The sequence below is a fragment of the Staphylococcus nepalensis genome, assembly GCF_002442935.1.
Taxonomy (GTDB): domain Bacteria; phylum Bacillota; class Bacilli; order Staphylococcales; family Staphylococcaceae; genus Staphylococcus; species Staphylococcus nepalensis.
Window position 1 is genome coordinate 257,250 of record NZ_CP017466.1, and the last position, 20,150, is coordinate 277,399.

The window sequence follows — 20,150 nt, forward strand, 5'->3', positions numbered from 1 at the left end:
ACAAAGTTCTTTTGTCTTTATAAATCATATGTTATTAAAAAAGAAATAACGTTTTAACCGTTATAGTTTTGCTATTATTAATAATAAAAGATAAAAATGCTAGCAAAAACTTTGTCTCTTGTGTACCGCGTGTTATATTAATGGTGAATGCAATTAATTGCTTAACTATTATATTGTGTATTATATTAGTTTTAAATTTATTTTCTGAAGGAGTAACAATGAATAAGTTTAAATTATTGGTTATCATGTTGTGTTTAATTTTAGTTGGATGCTCGAACCAAGAGAGTGAACCCCGTCATACAGATAGCAAAAAACATGAAAAACAGCAAAGTCAAAAAAAAGAAAGTGAACATAATAAAACAGTTAAGAACGGTGTTACTTATATCGACGAGATTTTAATTGTAAATAAAGATATTTCCTTACCAGAACATTTTAACCCGGGTGAGAACGAAGTGGCCCGTGAAGCATTACATAAATTATTAAACGCCGGTAATAAGAAAGGATATCATTTATCAAGTGCAAGTGGTTTTAGAAGTTATCAAACTCAAGAACAATTATTTAATCGTTATGTTCAAAGAGATGGAGAAGAAGCTGCCAATAAATATAGTGCTAAACCAGGTCATTCAGAACATCAAACTGGTTTGACATATGATGTTGTTTCTGAGAACACAGATACCAACTTCAAAGAATCATTTGGTAAAACAGAAGAAGGACAATGGATAAAACGTAATGCGCATAAATACGGGTTTATTGTAAGATATCCTAAGGACAAAACGCATATAACTGGTTATCAATATGAGCCTTGGCATATAAGATATGTAGGAAAAGATACAGCTAAAACGCTATATAATCATCGCGAAACATTAGAGGAATATTTAGATTTATACCCAAAATAATACGGTTCACATTTAAGGTATTTTGGCTACTTATTATAAATCACTGAGAGAGGGATGAACATAAGTGTTAAACAAAATAAGCGTGGTGATTCTAAGTTGTATACTTTCTTTAACTATGATGATACCAACATCTTCAGCAATAGCTCAATCAGCAACGCCCGAAGATACATATGGTGACCAATATAAACCAGAAAGCGTTAGTGTGATAACTCAAACTGGTCAAATTCTCTATCAATCTAATGATGACAAAGTAACAGATCCAGCTTCTCTAACTAAAATGATGACCATGTATTTGACCTTTGATGCTATAGAAAATGGGGATATAAAAGCATCAGACAAAATACAGATAACGCCAGATTATGAAAAGATGTCTGAGTTACCTAATTTAGCAAGCGTCCCTTTAGAGGCAGAACAGGCTTATACTATTGATCAATTTTTAAGACAGATCACTTTAGAATCAAGTAATGCAGCGACACTGATTTTAGGTGAAAAAATAGCTGGTTCAACGTCGAGATTTACAAATCAAATGAATGATAAAGCTAAAAAGATTGGTATGGAACATACGCATTTTGTAAATCCTACAGGTGCAGATAATCAACTATTACATCAATATGCGCCTGAAAAATATAAAAAAGAGCGTAAGACTCAGACAACTTCACAAGATATGACAATTTTAATGCAACACTTATTAAAAGATCATCCTGAGGTTTTAACGTATAGTTCTAAGACGAAAGATAATCAATTTGATACAGAATTGAAAACTAAAAATCTTTCTTTAAAAGGAGAACGGTTTGACTTAAAAGGGGCGGATGGTTTAAAAACGGGGACCAGTGATGAAGGCTACAGTCTAGCGTTAACGAGTAAACGTGATGGTTTGCGTCTTAATGAAGCCATTTTAAATGTTAAGCCTTTCCCAAGCAATAAAGCAAAAAACGAACGTCATAAAATAGCTAATAAACATATCAATAAACAATTTGATAAATATGAATATAGAAAAGTATTAAGCGAAGGCGAACATGAAATTAACGATAAAACATATCATGTCAAAAATGATTTGTACGACGTTGTCCCTAAAAAGATGAAGAACGTGAAATTGAATGTGGATAAAAAAGGCAAAGCATACGTGTCTTATAAACGGCAATTTATTAAGGGTACACACGCGCCAAAGGTAGATGTTTCATTGAAGAAAGAGGAAAACAAATTCACGGCTTTTTTCAAAAATTTATTTAGATAAAACATGAATTAAACATTACAAAGTAAACTTCAAAATAATGTATGTTAGAAACATTGTAGTTTTAAAAAAATATACTAACCGCCCATACCGTTATAAAACGTAAGGTTCCTTATGAAAACGTCTAGTTAATTAAAGCGTATATCACAGATGATAATTAAATGATGATTCAAGTAAGCACTTATTTTTATAAAACTGTGCCGTCCATTTAAATAAAACGTTGATACGCCATCTTAACGATGGTATGTGTCAGCATTTTATTATATCCTAAGTCGTTAAAGCATTTATAGTACGAGGAAACTGAGAGAGGGACAAAAAATATATTGCCTGGGAAATCAATTGCTTAAATGTCTCTCAAGGCTTATGGTAGAAAAGCATAGGAGGTTTGATTAATGAGTAAAAAATTCATTAATGTATCAATTTATAAACATGATAAGGCGTCAGAAATTTTAGTAGAAAATGGTAAGTTCAAGGCTTTTGGCAATAATCTTGGTAAAGCCGATGAAATTATTGATTTAGAAGGGGCATTAGTCTTGCCGCCGTATGTTGATGCTCACCTTCATTTAGATTACTACTTTACAGGACAAGATCCGCAAATCAAAAACACCTCTGGCACATTGTTTGAGGCTATTGATTTATGGAATGATTATAAGAAAGGCACGACAAAAGAAGAAATGAAATCGCGTATGCGCCAAGCAGTGAATGATGTTGCAGGTTATGGAACACAGTACATTCGTGCACAAACAGATTGTACGGATCCAAACTTAACTGGTATTAAAGCAGCGCTTGAAGTAAGAGATGAATTAAAAGATAATATTACAATTCAAGTCGTAGCGTTTCCACAAAATGGTATGTACTCTTTTAAAGAAGAAGGTAAAACGGGGCGTGACTTAGTTGAAGAAGCTTTACGGTTAGGTGCAGATTGTGTTGGAGGTATCCCACATAATGAATGGAGCCCAGAAGAAGGGGTCGAATCCATTAAAGAAATCGTTAGGCTTGCTATTAAATATGATAAATTAATTGACGTCCATTGTGACGAAACGGATGATACACAAGCGCGTTTCTTAGAAAAGTTAAATGCAGAAGCGATGAAACAAGGTTACGGTCAATCAACCACAGCTTCACATACTTGTTCGTTTGGTTCAGCCGATGATGCTTATGCATTTCGTATGATGGGGTTATTCCGTCAATCTGGGTTGAATTTTGTTTCTTGTCCAACTGAAAATTTATATTTACAAGGTAGACAAGATACTTATCCAAAAAGAAGAGGATTAACGCGTGTTAAAGAATTTGTAGATAATGGGATTAATATCGCTTTTGGGCAAGATTCAATTGTTGATTTATGGTACCCAGCTGGCTCTGGTAATTTAATGAATATCTTAGATAACGGCTTACATGCGACACAATTAATGCGCGAAGAAGATTTTCCACGTAATTTTGACTTAATTACTTATAATGGAGCAAAATTAATGGGATTGGGTGATATTTATGGATTATCTGAAGGGAAACCAGCGAACTTTATTGTACTGGATGCCCCAAATGTATTTGAAGCACAACGTCGACGTGTGGATTGTATTGCATCTATTCGGAATGGATCATATTTATTTAAAAAAGAAACACCCAAATTTACAACCGAATTAGATATTGATCGCAAAACAAAATAATATACGTACTTTTAATTTTTAGATAATGCCAACGCTTAAGTCGTTGGTATTTTTTATAAAAAAACGAGCACTAGAACAGTGCCCGCTCATAAATGGAATGTATTATAATGATGTGCCATTAGTTGAAATTACATTTTTATACCATTCAAATGAATCCTTTTTTATTCGTTTCATACTGCCATTACCATAGTTGTCTTGATCAACATAAATGTAGCCATAACGTTTTGTCATTTCGCTTGTAGACATAGAAATTAAATCGATTGGCGCCCAAGATAAATAACCAATTAAATCTACACCATCTTGAACAGCTTTTTTAGCTTCACTCATATGTTTGCTTAAGTAATCTATACGATAGTCATCATGTATTGCGCCATCAACCACTTCATCGACTGCGCCTAAACCATTTTCTACAATGAATAATGGCACGCGATAACGATCCCATAGCTCATTTAACACAATTCTTAAACCAATCGGATCAATTTGCCAACCCCAATCAGACGCTTCTAGATAAGGATTTTTTAAGCTGTTCATTAAATTACCTTGCGTAGTTTGTCCTTCAGGAGAAACAGAAGATAACATAGACATATAATAACTAAATGATAAGTAGTCAACTGTATGCTGTCTAATGATATCTAAATCATTATTTTGAATATCCAATTCAATTCCGTTATCTGCTAAAAATTGTTTGTAATAGTTAGGGTACTCACCTCTAACTTGTACATCAGTATACATTAAATTCATTTGATCTTCTTGCTGCGCTTTTAAAACATCTTGTGGGTTACAAGTATATGGATAATGTTTCATACGGGCTATCATGCAACCCATTTTGGCATTCGGGATTATTTCTTTTAGTTTTTTAGTAGCTAGTGCAGACGCTACAAATTGATGATGCAGCGCTTGGTATGAAGCTGCTAAAGGATAATCTAATTTATCTGAAATAATACCACCACCTGTGAAAGGCGAAATATTAATAACATTGATTTCGTTAAATGTTATCCAGTATTTTACGTCATGTTTATAACGATTAAAAACAGTTTCAGCGTAATTAACAAAATGATTAATGACATTACGATTTATCCAACCATTATACTTTTCTGTTAAACCAAAAGGTGTTTCATAATGACTTAGCGTTACAACAGGCTCGATATTATATGATTTTAATGTTTTGAATACATCATCATAAAAAGCGAGACCGGCTTCATTAGGTTCTTTTTCGTAGCCTTTTGGAAAAATACGTGCCCAATTGATGGACATCCTAAATGCTTTGAATCCCATTTCAGCAAATAGTTTAATATCTTCTTTATAGTTATGATAAAAATCTATACCATCACGTTTAGGGAAGCGACCTTGATACTGTCCGGAAGTAACTTTTTCAACGAAATCGGATGTTACTTCCATATTATTATCTCCGCTACGCTGGTCTTTAGGAATATATTCTGTGAAGTCCGCACTAGATAAGCCCTTACCGTCTAAATTATACGCACCTTCGATTTGATTAGCAGCTGTAGCGCCGCCCCATAAAAATCCTTTTTTAAATCCTTTGATTTTTCCCATATTTAATACTCCTTTATATTTAAATTAGTATGATAAGTTGTCTCCATTACTTTGAATAACACGTTGATACCAATAAAATGAATCTTTACGTAATCTATTTAAAGAGCCATGCCCTTTATTATCTCGATCAACATAAATATAGCCATAGCGTTTTTTCATTTCACCGCTACCTGCTGAAACTAAATCTATACAACCCCACGAAGTATATCCAAGCAATGGTACGCCATCTTTCACCGCTTCAATCATTTGGTTTAAGTGTTCGCTTAAATATTTAATTCTATAAGTATCATGAATGCTGCCATCCTCTTCGACTTTATCGATTTCACCTAGGCCATTTTCCACGATAAATAATGGTTTTTGATAGCGATCGTATATCTGATTCATTGTTACTCTTAACCCCACTGGGTCGATTTGCCAGCCCCAATTTGACGCTTCTAAATGAGGATTTTTAAGTGAAGCAAAGGCGTTCCCAGCTTCTTTGTTTTGGTTAATTTCTTTATTTCCACTTTCGAGTCGGCTTGAATAATAAGAAAATGAAATATAATCTACTGTGTATGTTTTTAAAATTTCGTCGTCACCAGTCTGTTTTTCAATAAATACATCCAAATCTTCAAACATACGTTTACTATAACTAGGATATTCACCGCGAGATTGAACATCTATAAATATATATTGTTCTCTATTTTTTGATAGTGCAGCCATGACGTCATCTGGATGTGACGTATTGGGATACACGTCACCAGCTGCTAACATACAGCCAATTTGGTTTGTTTCATCAATTTCTTTAGCAATTTTTGTAGCAAGACTTGAGGCAATAAGTTGGTGATGGGCAGCTTGGTACATGATTTGGTTTTTATTGTCATTTTCCTGGATAATTAAACCGCCACCAATATAAGGAATATGCAAAATCATATTGATTTCATTATGTGTAATCCAGTACTTAACTCTATGACTATATCTATTGAATAGGACAGTAGCGTAATTTAAAAAGAAATCTACAGTTTTACGGTTATACCATCCACCATAAATTTCAGCTAAATAATAGGGCGTATCAAAATGATTAATAGTAACAATCGGTTCAATACCATATTTTTCTAAAGTGTCAAATACCTTATCATAGAATGCTAGACCTTTTTCATTCGGTTCAGTTTCATCACCGTGTGGGAAAATCCTAGGCCAAGAAATTGAAAAGCGTAATGCTTTAAATCCCATTTCAGCAAATAATTTGATATCTTCTTCATAACGATGGTAAAAATCAATAGATTGGTGACTAGGGTAAAAATCAAAACTGTTATTTAACCCTTTAGCTGGATTAAATAGTGGTGCTTTTCGTGCTTCTCCTGCAGGAAGTAAATCTACAAGACTTAGTCCTTTACCAGCTTTATCATATCCACCTTCAACTTGATTGGCAGCGATAGCGCCGCCCCATAAAAAATCTTTACCTAATACTGACATATCATTGACCTCCTTGAATTTTTGAAATTAATAAATAACAGAGATGAGCGAGTCTTTTTCTTTAATTGTGTTTTGTGCTTGTATAACGACGTCTTTTGTTTCGTTTGTGTTGGTTATTACAACCATGACGATGTCATCGTATGAATGGTTGCGTATTGTTTCTGAGTCAAATTGTATAAGCGGTTGATCGACTTGAACGATATCGCCTTGATTTACTAATGGTTCAAAGCCTAAACCATCTAATTTCACTGTATCAATACCTATATGAATGAGTAATTCTGTCCCATTTTTTGATTTCAGACCGATTGCATGCCCAGTAGGGAATAGACTTTCTACAGTTGCATCAAACGGAGCCACGATGATGTCCGAGGAAGGTTTAATAGCGACGCCTTTACCCATTGCAAGAGATGAGAATACTGGATCATCAACAAGTTCAAGCTTTTTCATCTCACCGGGCACAGGTGCAACAATAAAGTCATCCTTGGGTTCTGGTATATTTTCATTTATGGCATTGACTGTATCATTACTATTTTGATCATTATTAGGTTGTTCTGATTCTGGTGCGGTAGCTTGTACTTTAGTTTCTTTTTTATCAGAATGGACAATATAACCAACGATACCACCGACAACCACGGCTAATAGTGAAGCAACTACAATAGCCCAGAACGTAGAATCTAAGCCATTATCGCCAATGAATGTGGTATAACCAAAAATGCCAAGTCCGCCCATAAAGTATAATTTTGTACCTGCGAAACCAACAAATCCACTAAATAAGCCACTAATAATACAACTATAAATAAAGAGTTTTTTTCTAGGTAATGTAACACCGTAAATTGCAGGTTCAGTCACACCAAACAAGCCAGAAATAGCAGCTGGTAAAGAAATTGATTTCAGTTTAGTATTTCTTGTTTTTAAGAAAATACCAATAACAATACCAGTTTGAGCAAAAGATGCTGCAAAAATAAGTGGGAATATAATATCATACCCAATGATAGAAACATTGTTAATCATAATTGCAGCAAGCCCCCAATGGATTCCAAATATAACAAATACTTGCCAAAAAGCACCTAGCAATAAACCAGCTAATATAGGGCTTAATTCATAGATACTTATTGCTCCTGAACCAATCCAATTAGCGATCCAAGAAGATATAGGTCCAATCACTATAAAAGTCAGTGGAACAATAATGAGTAAAGTGAAAAATGGAACAAAGAATGTTTTAACAACATCTGGAATAATACGTTTCAATTTACGTTCAAGGATACTTGCAAAATAAATCGCAACAATAATAGGAATAACACTTGATGTATAGGTCATAGATATAACTGGTATACCTAGAAATGATAAATTTGACTCTACTTCAAAAATGGTACCAGCAAAAAGTATATGCGCTCCTTTAGCTCCTAGTTCCATTGCAGATACTAATGAAGGGTATACAATGGCTGCACCTATGGCCATACCAATAAAATGATTTGAGCCAAATTTTTTAGCAGCAGTAAAACCTAAAAATACAGGGAAGAAATAAAATAATGCATCTCCCAATGCAAATAATATTTGATAGGTACCAGATGATTCAGTTAACCAACCAAGTGCTAAGAATAGTGCAGCGAAACCTTTAATCATCCCAGCAGCTGCAAGAATGCCCAAAATAGGTTGGAAAATACCAGATATTAAATCAATAAATCGATTTAACATATTACCTGAATTAGCCTCTTGTGTGTGATTTTCATTATCTGAGCCTAAACGTGTTATTTTAGTAATTGCATCGTATACATCAGGGACATGGTTACCAATCACCACTTGGTACTGTCCGCCTGATTTCATTACTGTGACGATTTCATCATGCTGTTTTAAATATTCTGTATCAGCTTTATCTTCATCATTCAATTTAAAACGTAAACGTGTAATACAGTGGGTAAGAGAATTAATATTTTCTTCTCCTCCCACTTTTTCTACGATATCTTTTGCTAAATCTTCATATTTCATTGATAAATTCACCTCAATTTTCGTTTTGTTTAAAGGATAAATAAGTTTAATACGTCGATTGTGGCCAATCAATTAACGTAATTTATTTAAAAACAAATATCTAGGCTAGCTTTAGCTAAATAAAAACAAAAAAACCCAGAATAATACACATACGGACCTCTAGTTAGGTTCGTAATGCATTACTCTGGGTTTTGCCTACTTAAAGTTACAACCCCAAACGTTGATAGCAACGTCAAAAGTAACAAAATATAAGTTTGAATACAGTATAGCCTCTATAAAAAAATATGTCAACGCTTACATCGATTACTTTAGCAATCTCGCAATATGTAATATTAAATAAACGCGTTCGTCGTTAGATAATTGGTGATGATAATGTTTGAGTAAAAAGTCTGCAATTTTATCTACACAAGCATCTGATTTAGCGTGCTTTTGCTTTAAAGCTTCTAGTAGACTTTCATCTGTAACTTCGTTTAAAGATTGATGACTAATTAGTCTTTGGCTAAAAAATTTAAGATGTGTCATAAACCTAGAGTAATTTAGCTCATCTTCGTTGATAGCAAGATTGAAATGATAACGAACGATATCAAGCATACTTTTAATGATTTTAGTGATTTCATAAATATTGGCAATATTTTCATCTAAACTGGCATTCACAATATGCATAGCAATAAATCCAATTTCATCTTTTGGTAACGTAACGTTGAAATAATGATTAATCTCGTGTAATCCATTTTGAGCTACTTCATATTCTTTTGGATATAGTGAACGTATTTCATAAAGTAATGGGTTTTTAATATCAAAACCATCACGCGTACGTTCAATTGCATAATTAATATGATCAGTTAGTGCAATATAAATCGTTTCTGAAACGGGTGACTCATAAAGTTGGTTTGCCGATTTTATAATTTTTTCAGTAATTAAAAGCACATCTTGATTGATTTCATTTAATAAAGTTAACATGCGTTCTTGATCTTCACTCGTTAACCGAAAAACTTTTTCAATTTTTGAACGTTCTAGTTGTTGTCCGTTTTTCTTGCCGAACGCTAATCCGTTTCCCATAACGATACGTTCTTCCCCATTAATCTTGGACAATACAACATTATTGTTTAAGATTTTAGTGATTTTCATAAAAACATTCCCTTAGTTATGTGATTTTGAAATGATAATACATTAAATATAGCCGAGAATATGATCAGTAGTCAAAATATTTTGAGCATGAAAATTGAGCTATAAATAGTCACTTAGCCGTGAATATCGTGTAGACAATTGCTGATTGCAATGAAAATGCGTTTATTAAAAGTACGAATTTTAAAAACCATTTTACTTAAAACACGTTTTTTAATTTTAAAGATGCTTATCATGAAGCTAGTGCTTGTATTCTTTTTACTAGTCATATTAATAAGATGGTCGATGCAACCATTTTAAAAAAGTGTTTTTTGCTTCGTTTCAAGTTTGAAAGTGTACATAGATAAATAATAAGTCCTTAAACAGCACTTATTAAAATAATTTATATGTTATGATGTTGAATCAAAACGCTATTACTATTTTCAAGTTAATTATAATAATGAAATTAACTGGAGCATTGGCTTTCAACAATAATCTAACTTATCATTCGCGAACGTTATATTGTTCTTTCGCCATTAGTCTTAATGGGCCATTAAAAATAATTTTGACTAGACTGTCTATTAACGTGTAAGGGTCGATTCTACGATTATCTTTGACCCAATATTTAATAAAAGATATCGTCGCACCTGAGACATAACTATGAAAATAGTCTAGCGGAATACCGTCTATCGTATCTTTAGTTGCGATATGTTTTTTCATATTTTGATAAATCACTTGGCTTAATTTTGTTTCTAATTGACTACGTCTTTCTAATGAAAAGATGGTTTTATAAAACTCGAAATTGGCATCGATGTGAAGTACAACTTTTTTTAATTTTTCTTCGGTAAAGATACGTGCAAATGCTTTAGCATCCATACCAACATAGAATTTATCCTTTGTATTTAGTGTATTTGATAAATATTCAATATATTCATTTTCCATCTTATTTAAAAGCATATATTTATCTTCATAATGAAGATAAAAAGTCCCGCGGTTAATATCAGCATTTTGAGTAATATCACTGATCGTTATTTTATCTAAATCTTTTTCATTTAATAATTGAATCAACGCTTGTTTAATCGCATTTTGTGTTTTCCGGACACGTCTATCTTCTGGCATAAATTGAAACTCCTTTATATTTAATAGACATTTATAGATAAAGTGTTCATTAATGAACGACTTGCGTATCATTGCTTATTGTATACGGCTTATTTCCTATTATAATAGACAAAGTGATAAATATTCAACACTGTGTTTGTTAAATAGGAGGGACGATAGATGAATATTTTTAAAAGTAAATTACTATGGCTTGCACCTATTGTAGCTATTCTAATATTTGTTATTTTTTCAATTGCTTTTTACCCAGCATTTAATCCAAAACCTAAAGATATTCCGATGGCAATAGTCAACCAAGACAAAGGTACTGACATACAAGGAAAAAATATTAATATAGGTAAGCATTTAGAAGATAAATTAATGGACAGCAATTCAGATGCGGTTAAATGGGTTCAAGTTGATAGTGAAGCAGATATCAAAAAAGGCATGAAAGATCAAAAATATTATGGTGCAGCAATTATTGAAAAAGATTTTTCAAAACATGCACTAAGTAAAACACAAAATGTAGTTATGGACGCTAAAAAACAAGAAATGAAAGATAAAGTTCAATCTGGAGAGGTACCAGCAGAGCAAGCGAAAAAAATGCAGGAAAAAATGACAGAATCTGGAAGCGACCAGAAAATAACAACTCAAAAAGCGAGTTTTAAAACAATGGTCAATGATGGCGGAGGGAGACAAATATCGCAAATGGCTTCTCAATTATTGGAAGGTATGGGTGATAACGTAAACCAACAAATTACAAAACAAAGCTTGTCTATACTACAAAAACAAGATGTTGATGTAAAAGCATCAGACGTTCAAAGTTTAACGCATCCAGTTAACGTAAGTAGTGAAAAAATAAATAAAATAAGTAGTCATCAAGCAGGTGGCAATGGTCCATTCTTAATGTTTATGCCAGTATGGATGGGTTCTATTCTCATTTCAGTATTGCTCTTTTTTGCATTCAGAACGAGTAATAATATTGCAATACATCACCGCATGATTGCTTCATTAGGACAAATTGCTATAACGATCGTTACGGCATTTGTAGGTGCGTTTGCATACATTTACTTTATGGAAGTTGTACTGGGCTTTGATTTTAACAACACAAATACGACAGCTACATTTGTTGCTCTAGCAATTATGGGGTTTGTAGGGCTTATATTAGGTACGATGACTTGGCTCGGTTTAAAATCTATACCAATCTTTTTCCTTTTAATGTTTTTCAGTATGCAATTAGTGACATTACCAAAACAAATGTTACCTGATTTCTATCAAAAATATATTGTTGGATGGAACCCATTTGCGCATTATGCCAATTCATTAAGAGAGATTTTATATTTACATGAAGGTATCCAATTAGATACAACGATGTGGATGTTTATTGGGTTTATGATTTTTGGCGCTGCTTCTACAGTGATAGCTGCAGCAATTAGAAAGCATAGTACCAAACGTACAGAGGTGCCATCATAAAATTTAATATTTTGCTTAATCTATAATGCATAAAAACGTTAAAACGCTTTTTGATTAATCGTTTTAGCGTTTTTTTATGTATAGATATATATGTTTAAAAAATGAATAATAAAGATTGGTAAATGATTTAATGGGAATAATATAAGTAATAGTAAGTAGTTTCATTTTAATTATGATATAAATGACTATCTAAATAGCCTTTATAATTACTCAATATGTGATAAAGGCAATGAAATTTTAAGCTTAATGCGTGCTGATATGATAATAAAACAAATTTTATTACTAATAAATGAATTTTGTATTAAATTTATGGTATGCCACGCTTTACAAATAATAAAAAGGAGGACATTATCATGGCTGTAATAAAAACAAATTGGAACGGTGACATTAAAGGGTTTGGAAAAGTAGAAACGGAGCATTTAGATGCAAAGATTGCAGTAGCAACTAAATCAGGTGGCACTGGAGAAGGCGCGACACCAAAAGAATTGTTAGCAAGTTCAGCAGCATCATGTTATATCATTACATTAATGTATGCGATTGAAGCAAGAACGATTTCAGTAGTAGATGTACAAATGGACACTGAAATTAAAGAATTAGAAAACAAAGCATTCGAATTTATACATTATCCTAAAATCACTTTACCTGAAAACGCAGACAAAAAAGATTTTGAAGAAGTAAATCGACTTTTTGAGATAGCTGACAGAGGATGTACGATTGGTAAGTTATTAAAAAAAGCAGATGTATCTATTCGTATTCAAGGGGAAGTTAATAGCTAAACGCATATTGAGGATCTAAAAACGCCAAATACGTTTGAACTATATTATAAATAAGAAGTGGGACAACGAAATCATTTTATAAAAATATGATTTTTGTCCCACTTTTTATTTTGATGATGAGCTAACTATATTTCTAATTTCCTGGGAAATTTGATTTGCTGAGGACAATGCGCCTTCAATATGGCCACCATGGACAGCGTCGTACTCTGTGCCAGCAAAAAGCATATTGCTGAAATATTTTGGCGGCGGACCATAACTCGGAAAACTTTCGATATTAAGTTTATCGCCTTCAGTTACAGTATGACCATCTTGAGACCAATCTTTATATAAAATCTGTTCATATGCTTGTGCTTGACTACCAAAAAGTTTGGTTAATTGTTGAATGAATCCCTCTTTAATCGATACTTCAGATTTTGAATTTCTTTCAGCAGGAGGAAGACTGAAGAAACCAAATAATGCAGCTTTGCCAGAAGATGTAGTAGCATCATAAATTTCTCTTAATGGGCCTGCCCAACTGACGACATTACCAGAAAGATTTTCATCTCTCCAAAAAGGATATTGATACGTCACCACTATTTTAGCTTGCGCACCCATCCAAGTCGGTTTATTAAGTAAGTCCATTTGTAATGGCTCTGGGAGAGGCGGTCTAAAATCAATTGAATTAAGGGCTAATCTAGGTGGCACAGTTAAGACAACGATATCAGCATGAAATGTTTCATGTGTCTGGCTATATTGGTTTAAAGTAACAACAGAATAAGATGATTGATTTTCTTGGTAAATTGACTCAACTTTATGATTTAAAATAATATGATCGTCAGAAATATGGTTGTTTAATGCTGTTACTAACGCATTAACACCGCCTACAATTCGCTTGCTTCTATTATTTACATTAGAAGCAGCAATACGTTTGGGTAGTTGATTTTGAGATAATTCTAGTAAACTGTCGCCTTCATTATATTGCTCGATTGTAGAAAGGTTGTATGTATTTAATAGGGATTCGATATGCTTTTCGGTCTCTGGCCAATACCACGTGGGGCCTAAATCAAAATAGTCTTCGGTATTGTCGTGTTTAGTTAGCACTCTTCCGCCCAATCTTTCTCGTGATTCTACAATTTTGAAAGAGATATTGTTTTCTGAAAGTAAAGTGCCGATACGCAGCCCAGCGACACCGCCTCCGATAATTAATACCTGCAATGGCCTACTTAAAACACCTTTCTTTTTAAATTTTGAAAATTGAGATAATTATAACATAATCATTATAATTTTATAAATAACCCGCTTTTCCAAAACATATAGGGCAATTAAAATAAAGCACATCGTTTGCTTATATAACTAAGCATATGGAATAGATAAAAAAGATTAAAGTCAGTATAAAAATTCATCCATGTTGAAATGTCGGTGATTTGCTATGCTTGTAATTAAATACGTTAAGTTTTCCAAGCGCATTGATTAGCAAACTGATTTCGATATTCAGAAGCGCTAATTTTAAAATGTTTCGTGAAACTTTTAGAAAAAAGGAGTGGATCTTTATAACCAACTTGACGCGCTATTTCATTTATTAAAATATTGCTATGAATTAATAATTGGGAAGCATGATACATTCGAATATAAGTTAAATATGCCTTAGGAGAACAATTTAAGTTTTTCTTAAACAGTCTAAATAAGTGGCTACGTGTTACATTGACATAATCCGCTACATCCACAATCATAATATTATTTTGGTAATTTGCATTGATATAGGTAACCGCGTTTTGAATATCTTCATTAATAATATCGACATTTACTGAAAATATTTTAGGAAATTGTTTTTGTAATTTGTAAGCTAAATCATATAAGTATTGCATAATTAAAATATCATTGGAATTATTTGTATCAATTGATTTTGAAAGGTTGCATATTTTTTGGATAGTATGACTTATTTCGGACGTCTCTTGATTCATAATGACATGTTTATCTACAATATGGCACCTTTGTAAATAATCTAAAATTTGTTTACCACTTAAGCCAATCCAATAGTATGTCCAAGGGTTAGAAAACGACGGTCTATATTCTACATCCATCCCTTTTTCTAATAAAAACATATCGCCTTCTTTTAATGCATGTTTTTTACCATTGTATATAAACACACCCTCGCCATGGGTTACGATATGTAAAACAAATTCTTTGATTACTGAATATTTATAACCAACATTTGGCACGCCAATTTCAATGCCGCATTCTACTAAATCTGCATCAATATGCTTTTTTTGAAATTTTTTCCATAACACTTGCATAGAATACCTCGTAAATTATAGTTATATAGTTTATATAATCACATTTTAAGTATAAATGAAACATTTTGCTATATTTTATCATCATAATGCTATTCATAATTTTTATAAATGATTGATAAAATAAAGTTAACACATTATGAAAGCGTTTTATATTCTATAAATTTCAGGGGTGAAAAAAATGAATAGACACTTAACAGGCATGCAAAAATTTTCTTTTGGATTCGGTGCCATAGGTAAGGACGCCATATTCAACATTGTTGGTGTATTTTTAATGTTTTATATCACAGATATTGTCGGTTTAAGCCCAGCGTTTGTGGGTGTAATGCTTTTTGTTGCACGAATATGGGATGCGATTAATGACCCAATTATGGGGGTGATTGTCGATAATACACGGAATAATTTTGGTAAATTTAAAACTTGGTTAGTAATCGGAACGATAGTGAATGCTATTGTTACAATTTTATTATTCACAAACTTTGATTTACCACAAACTGCGATGTATGTGTATATATCAATTATATATATTGCATGGGGCATGACTTATACGATGATGGATATACCGTATTGGTCTTGGTTGCCTAATTTAACGCATAATCCTAGAGAACGTGAGGAAATATCCGTAATACCAAGGTTTTTCGCAAGTTTAGCTGCATTTACTGTAGGGACATTTGGTTTATTTTTTATACATAAACTCGGTGATATATTTGGTAAAGGTAGTGATTCAATAGGTATTTTTGTATTTGCGGTTATTTGTAGTGCTGTTTTTATATTCACAATCGGTGTCACAGTATGGAAAGTACCCGAAGATAAAGAAATGGAACAACAAACAGGTATTAAGGTGAATTTTAAAGATATTGGTAGAATTTTATTTAAAAATAAAGAATTATTAGCAATTATGGGTGTTTTACTAACATTTAACCTTTGTTTGCAGACACTAAATGGTTCTATTATCTATTACTTTAAATATGTAGTAAATGCAGAGCATTTATTTGCTATTTTCAATGCAATGATTCTTTGTGAAATGCTCGGTTTATTAATGTTACCACGCTATATCAAATGGGTAGGGAGAACCAAAGCTTTTAATACTTCAATTACACTCATCATTGTAGGTTTATTATTTATTTTAATTTCAGGTTTTGTCGCACCACAAAACGTAATAACTGTAATTGTAGGCGCAGGCTTACTACGCATTGGGTCAGGATTTATGATTGGTATTACAACGGTGTCATTAGCAGATGTTATCGATTACGGTGAAGTTAAATTTGGACAGCGTAATGAAAGTGTAATTACGTCAGCGAATACATTTTTAACAAAAACTTCACAAGCTGTAGCTGCGCTTATTGTAGGCCTTGGATTATCCATTTTAGGCTATACACCAAATGAAGCGCAAACAGCGCTGACAATTAATGGGCTACGTATTTTAATTATCGTATTGCCTATCATTTTCGTAATTTTAGCTGCATTTTTATATCATAAAGCTTTTCATTTAAAAGGTGATTTCTTAACGGATATAGAAAAGACACTGCAAAACAAGCGTCAGAGAGAACACAAAGAACGTATGAGTAAATAAAGGAGGAAATAATCAATGATAGAACAACAATTTCATGAAAATATAGATATTCAACATGTAAATACTTTGCCACGTCGTGCATTTTATATACCTTATCAACCAGGAGAGGCCGCTTATCGTCTAGAAACACGTTATCAAACTAATAATGTAACGTTATTAAATGGAGATTGGCGTTTTGAATATTTTAATACATTGGCAGACTGTTTGAATGCGACGAGGGAAGTGGATAAACATCATATTCCCGTGCCGTCAGTTTGGAATTTATATGGGTATGATCAAATACAATATTTAAATACACAATATCCGATACCATTTGAACCGCCGTATGTACCTAAAGAGAATCCATGCGGCCGTTATACACGCTCATTTGAAGTGACAACATATGATGAAAAAAGTGACTATCATTTAAATTTTGAAGGCGTAGATAGTGCGTTTTATGTATGGATCAATAATCAATTTGTTGGTTATAGCCAAATTTCTCATTCGATTTCTGAATTTGATATTTCCAATCTGATTCATGATGGTATCAACACGATTCAAGTACTTGTTTTAAAATATTCAGATGGCACGTATTTTGAAGACCAAGATATGTTTAGACATTCAGGTATCTTTAGAGATGTCTATATCTTAAAACGTGCAAAAGCACGTATTAACGATTTTAAAATTGAAACACGTGTCAATGAATTGCTAACTCAAGGCGCAATTGACGTTAAATTAGAAGATAAACAAGATTTGGAGAAAGTTAAGGCACACGTATATAATCCTAAAGGCGTGCTGATTCAAGAAGAAGATATTTCAAGCAACTATAGCTTTACAATTGAAACACCACAATTGTGGTCAACTGAAAATCCAACACTATATACTGTGACACTTTCTACAGAAACAGAAGTTATTACACAAAAAGTTGGTATCAGAGAAATACAAATCAAAAACAACCAATTTTATATCAATGGCCAATCTATTAAATTTAGAGGTACTAATTATCATGATAGTGATCCTCAAACAGGTTATGTGATGAGTGAATCACAATTTATGAAGGATTTAGCATTGATGAAACAAGGCAATTTTAATTCGATTCGTACAGCACATTACCCTAAATCGCCATTATTCTATGAATTAACAGACCAATACGGATTTTATGTGATGAGCGAAGCAGATTTAGAAACCCATGGTGTTGTTAGGCTTTATGGTGATGAAAATACAGATAACTTTAACATTATTACGGATGACCCGCAGTATGAAATACCAATAATTGAACGCATTGAAGCATCGATTACGCCGTTAAAGAATTATAGTTCGATTGTATCTTGGTCTATGGGCAATGAATCAGGCTTTGGTGTGAATATGGTCAAAGCTATGGCACACGCAAAAACATTAGATGCGACACGCCCATTACATTATGAGGGCACTTTCCATAGAGACAAGTCAAAATCATATGATTTATCAAATGTTGAGATGATTAGTAGAATGTATCCTTCACCAGAAGAAATAGAAACAACATATCTGACAGACCCCAGTTTAGATAAACCATTTATTCTTTGCGAATACGCACACGCAATGGGGAATTCCCCTGGTGACTTGCACGCTTATCAAACACTTGTAGAACAATATGATAGTTTTATTGGCGGGTTTGTATGGGAATGGTGTGATCATGGCATCCAAGTTGGTCAACATCATGGTGATCCTATCTTTAGATATGGCGGAGACTTTGGAGAAAAACTGCATGACGGTAACTTCTGTGTTGATGGTATTGTTTTTCCTGATCGTATACCGCACGAAGGATATTATGAATTTAAACACGAACATAGGCCTGTCAAAGTAATACATGAAGCGGACGGTATTTTAAAATTACGTAATCAACTAGATTTCAGTAGTGTAGAGCACTATTTAACTATTGAAGGTACAGCGACTTATTTAAGTGGTGACAAAAAGCCGTTTGAAATTATGATGAATAACTTTGGACCACATAGTATAAAAGATGTTGATTTAAGTGACTATATTGAAATGAGTAAATTAAGTGATGTGTTATTACGTTATAAATTGAAAAATGAAGAACCGTTACGCCACAATCATTTTGAACTAGGTCATGACCAAATTGTCTACCAACGACAACCAGTTGGATATGATACTACTCGAGAAAGTGGTGAATTAAGCTATAAAGAAAATAATCAAAGTATTACCATTGCAACAAATGATAGCCAATATGTATTGAATAAAGCAGATGGTAGCTTAGCATCTGTTATCCATAAAAATGAGATTATTTTAACCCAACCTACAAAAAACAATGTTTGGCGTGCGCCTATAGATAATGATATTAATATTAGAAAGGATTGGGCGTATTTAGGGTATTATGACGCAATCACTCGCATACGTGATTATAAAATTGTAGAAACTGATGATGCGGTCAGTGTTATTTTTGAAATTGTAATAATTAATGATGTCGTCCCTCCTATACTACAGGGGGCAATGACATGGACAGTGTATAATGATGGACGTCTTAACGTGAATTACGATTTAGAAAAAGATACAGAAGGGCCATTTTTACCTAGGTTTGGTTTAGCTATGGTTTTGCCAAAAGCATTTGAATCAGTAACCTATTACGGCAGTGGACCATTTAGTGGTTACCCAGACAAAGGTATAGCGAACTATTTAGATTATTTCGAAACAACTGTTACAGATAACGGTGGTAATCATATCAAACCACAAGAAACAGGTAGTCATAACGGTACAACTTATGCAAACATTTCAAGTGACCAACATCAAATTGTGGTATCCAGCGAACAACCATTCAGCTTCAATGTAACACATTACACATTAGAAGAACTAACGCATACAACGCATAAAGATGAACTAGTAGAAGGCGATACTTATCTATATATTGATTACGCGCAAAGTGGTATCGGCTCGAATAGTTGCGGACCAGAATTAAGCGAAGCTTACCGTTTAAACGACAAACATATCCACTTCCAATTTGAATTGAGATTTAAATAAATGAAGTAAGACTCCCCACAAAACACACTTGATTTTGTGGGGAGTTTGTATTTTTATAATCTCTACGTCTAATTGAAAAATT

Annotated in this window: 14 protein-coding genes; 7 read left to right on the forward strand and 7 right to left on the reverse strand. The window is 33.0% G+C overall.

Annotation, left to right across the window (positions count from 1 at the left end; translation table 11 throughout):
• Positions 1-218: 218 nt before the first annotated feature.
• From BJG89_RS01170 to BJG89_RS01180, 3 genes are all read left to right on the forward strand, one after another.
• Positions 219-896 carry a M15 family metallopeptidase gene (locus BJG89_RS01170; protein WP_096808138.1) on the forward strand — a complete coding sequence of 226 codons (678 nt, stop codon included), beginning with the start codon at positions 219-221 and terminating at the stop codon, positions 894-896.
• Positions 897-960: 64 nt separating this feature from the next.
• On the forward strand, positions 961-2,130 hold the full coding sequence (gene pbp4 / locus BJG89_RS01175; RefSeq protein ID WP_096808139.1) for a penicillin-binding protein PBP4: 1,170 nt from the start codon (positions 961-963) through the stop codon (positions 2,128-2,130).
• Between the two features lie 389 nt (positions 2,131-2,519).
• A complete protein-coding gene (locus tag BJG89_RS01180; protein ID WP_096808140.1) occupies positions 2,520-3,791 on the forward strand; it encodes an amidohydrolase family protein in 1,272 nt (423 codons plus the stop codon).
• Between the two features lie 102 nt (positions 3,792-3,893).
• Here BJG89_RS01180 and BJG89_RS01185 read toward each other — a convergent pair whose 3' ends face one another.
• From BJG89_RS01185 to BJG89_RS01205, 5 genes are all read right to left on the reverse strand, one after another.
• On the reverse strand, positions 3,894-5,345 hold the full coding sequence (locus tag BJG89_RS01185) for a glycoside hydrolase family 1 protein (protein WP_096808141.1): 1,452 nt from the start codon (positions 5,343-5,345) through the stop codon (positions 3,894-3,896).
• 24 nt (positions 5,346-5,369) lie between these two features.
• The gene (locus BJG89_RS01190; RefSeq protein WP_096808142.1) at positions 5,370-6,800 is read right to left on the reverse strand and encodes a 6-phospho-beta-glucosidase; all 1,431 of its coding nucleotides are present in this window, start codon (positions 6,798-6,800) and stop codon (positions 5,370-5,372) included.
• A 27-nt stretch (positions 6,801-6,827) separates the two neighbouring features.
• Positions 6,828-8,786 carry a beta-glucoside-specific PTS transporter subunit IIABC gene (locus BJG89_RS01195; RefSeq protein ID WP_096808143.1) on the reverse strand — a complete coding sequence of 653 codons (1,959 nt, stop codon included), beginning with the start codon at positions 8,784-8,786 and terminating at the stop codon, positions 6,828-6,830.
• Positions 8,787-9,089: 303 nt separating this feature from the next.
• Positions 9,090-9,914: a BglG family transcription antiterminator LicT gene (gene licT, locus BJG89_RS01200; protein ID WP_096808144.1), complete on the reverse strand. Its 825-nt coding sequence runs from the start codon at positions 9,912-9,914 to the stop codon at positions 9,090-9,092.
• 480 nt (positions 9,915-10,394) lie between these two features.
• Positions 10,395-11,009, reverse strand: a complete 615-nt coding sequence (locus BJG89_RS01205; protein ID WP_096808145.1) for a TetR/AcrR family transcriptional regulator — start codon at positions 11,007-11,009, stop codon at positions 10,395-10,397.
• Between the two features lie 159 nt (positions 11,010-11,168).
• On the opposite strand from BJG89_RS01205, the gene BJG89_RS01210 reads away from it, so the two are divergent.
• Both BJG89_RS01210 and BJG89_RS01215 read left to right on the forward strand, forming a co-directional pair.
• Complete coding sequence (locus BJG89_RS01210; RefSeq protein WP_096808146.1) at positions 11,169-12,458, forward strand: YhgE/Pip domain-containing protein; 1,290 nt, start codon at positions 11,169-11,171, stop codon at positions 12,456-12,458.
• A gap of 353 nt (positions 12,459-12,811) precedes the next feature.
• Positions 12,812-13,234 (forward strand): OsmC family protein, encoded by a 423-nt coding sequence (locus BJG89_RS01215; RefSeq protein ID WP_157772534.1) that lies wholly within the window; start codon positions 12,812-12,814, stop codon positions 13,232-13,234.
• 105 nt (positions 13,235-13,339) lie between these two features.
• Here BJG89_RS01215 and BJG89_RS01220 read toward each other — a convergent pair whose 3' ends face one another.
• Together BJG89_RS01220 and BJG89_RS01225 are read right to left on the reverse strand one after the other, a co-directional pair.
• Entirely contained in the window at positions 13,340-14,428 is a 1,089-nt protein-coding gene (locus BJG89_RS01220; RefSeq protein ID WP_096808148.1) for a flavin monoamine oxidase family protein, read from the reverse strand.
• 233 nt (positions 14,429-14,661) lie between these two features.
• Positions 14,662-15,507: an AraC family transcriptional regulator gene (locus tag BJG89_RS01225; protein WP_096808149.1), complete on the reverse strand. Its 846-nt coding sequence runs from the start codon at positions 15,505-15,507 to the stop codon at positions 14,662-14,664.
• Between the two features lie 178 nt (positions 15,508-15,685).
• On the opposite strand from BJG89_RS01225, the gene melB reads away from it, so the two are divergent.
• Both melB and BJG89_RS01235 read left to right on the forward strand, forming a co-directional pair.
• Positions 15,686-17,077, forward strand: a complete 1,392-nt coding sequence (gene melB, locus BJG89_RS01230) for a melibiose:sodium transporter MelB (RefSeq protein WP_096808150.1) — start codon at positions 15,686-15,688, stop codon at positions 17,075-17,077.
• 15 nt (positions 17,078-17,092) lie between these two features.
• Positions 17,093-20,068 carry a glycoside hydrolase family 2 TIM barrel-domain containing protein gene (locus BJG89_RS01235; protein WP_096808151.1) on the forward strand — a complete coding sequence of 992 codons (2,976 nt, stop codon included), beginning with the start codon at positions 17,093-17,095 and terminating at the stop codon, positions 20,066-20,068.
• Positions 20,069-20,150: the final 82 nt, after the last annotated feature.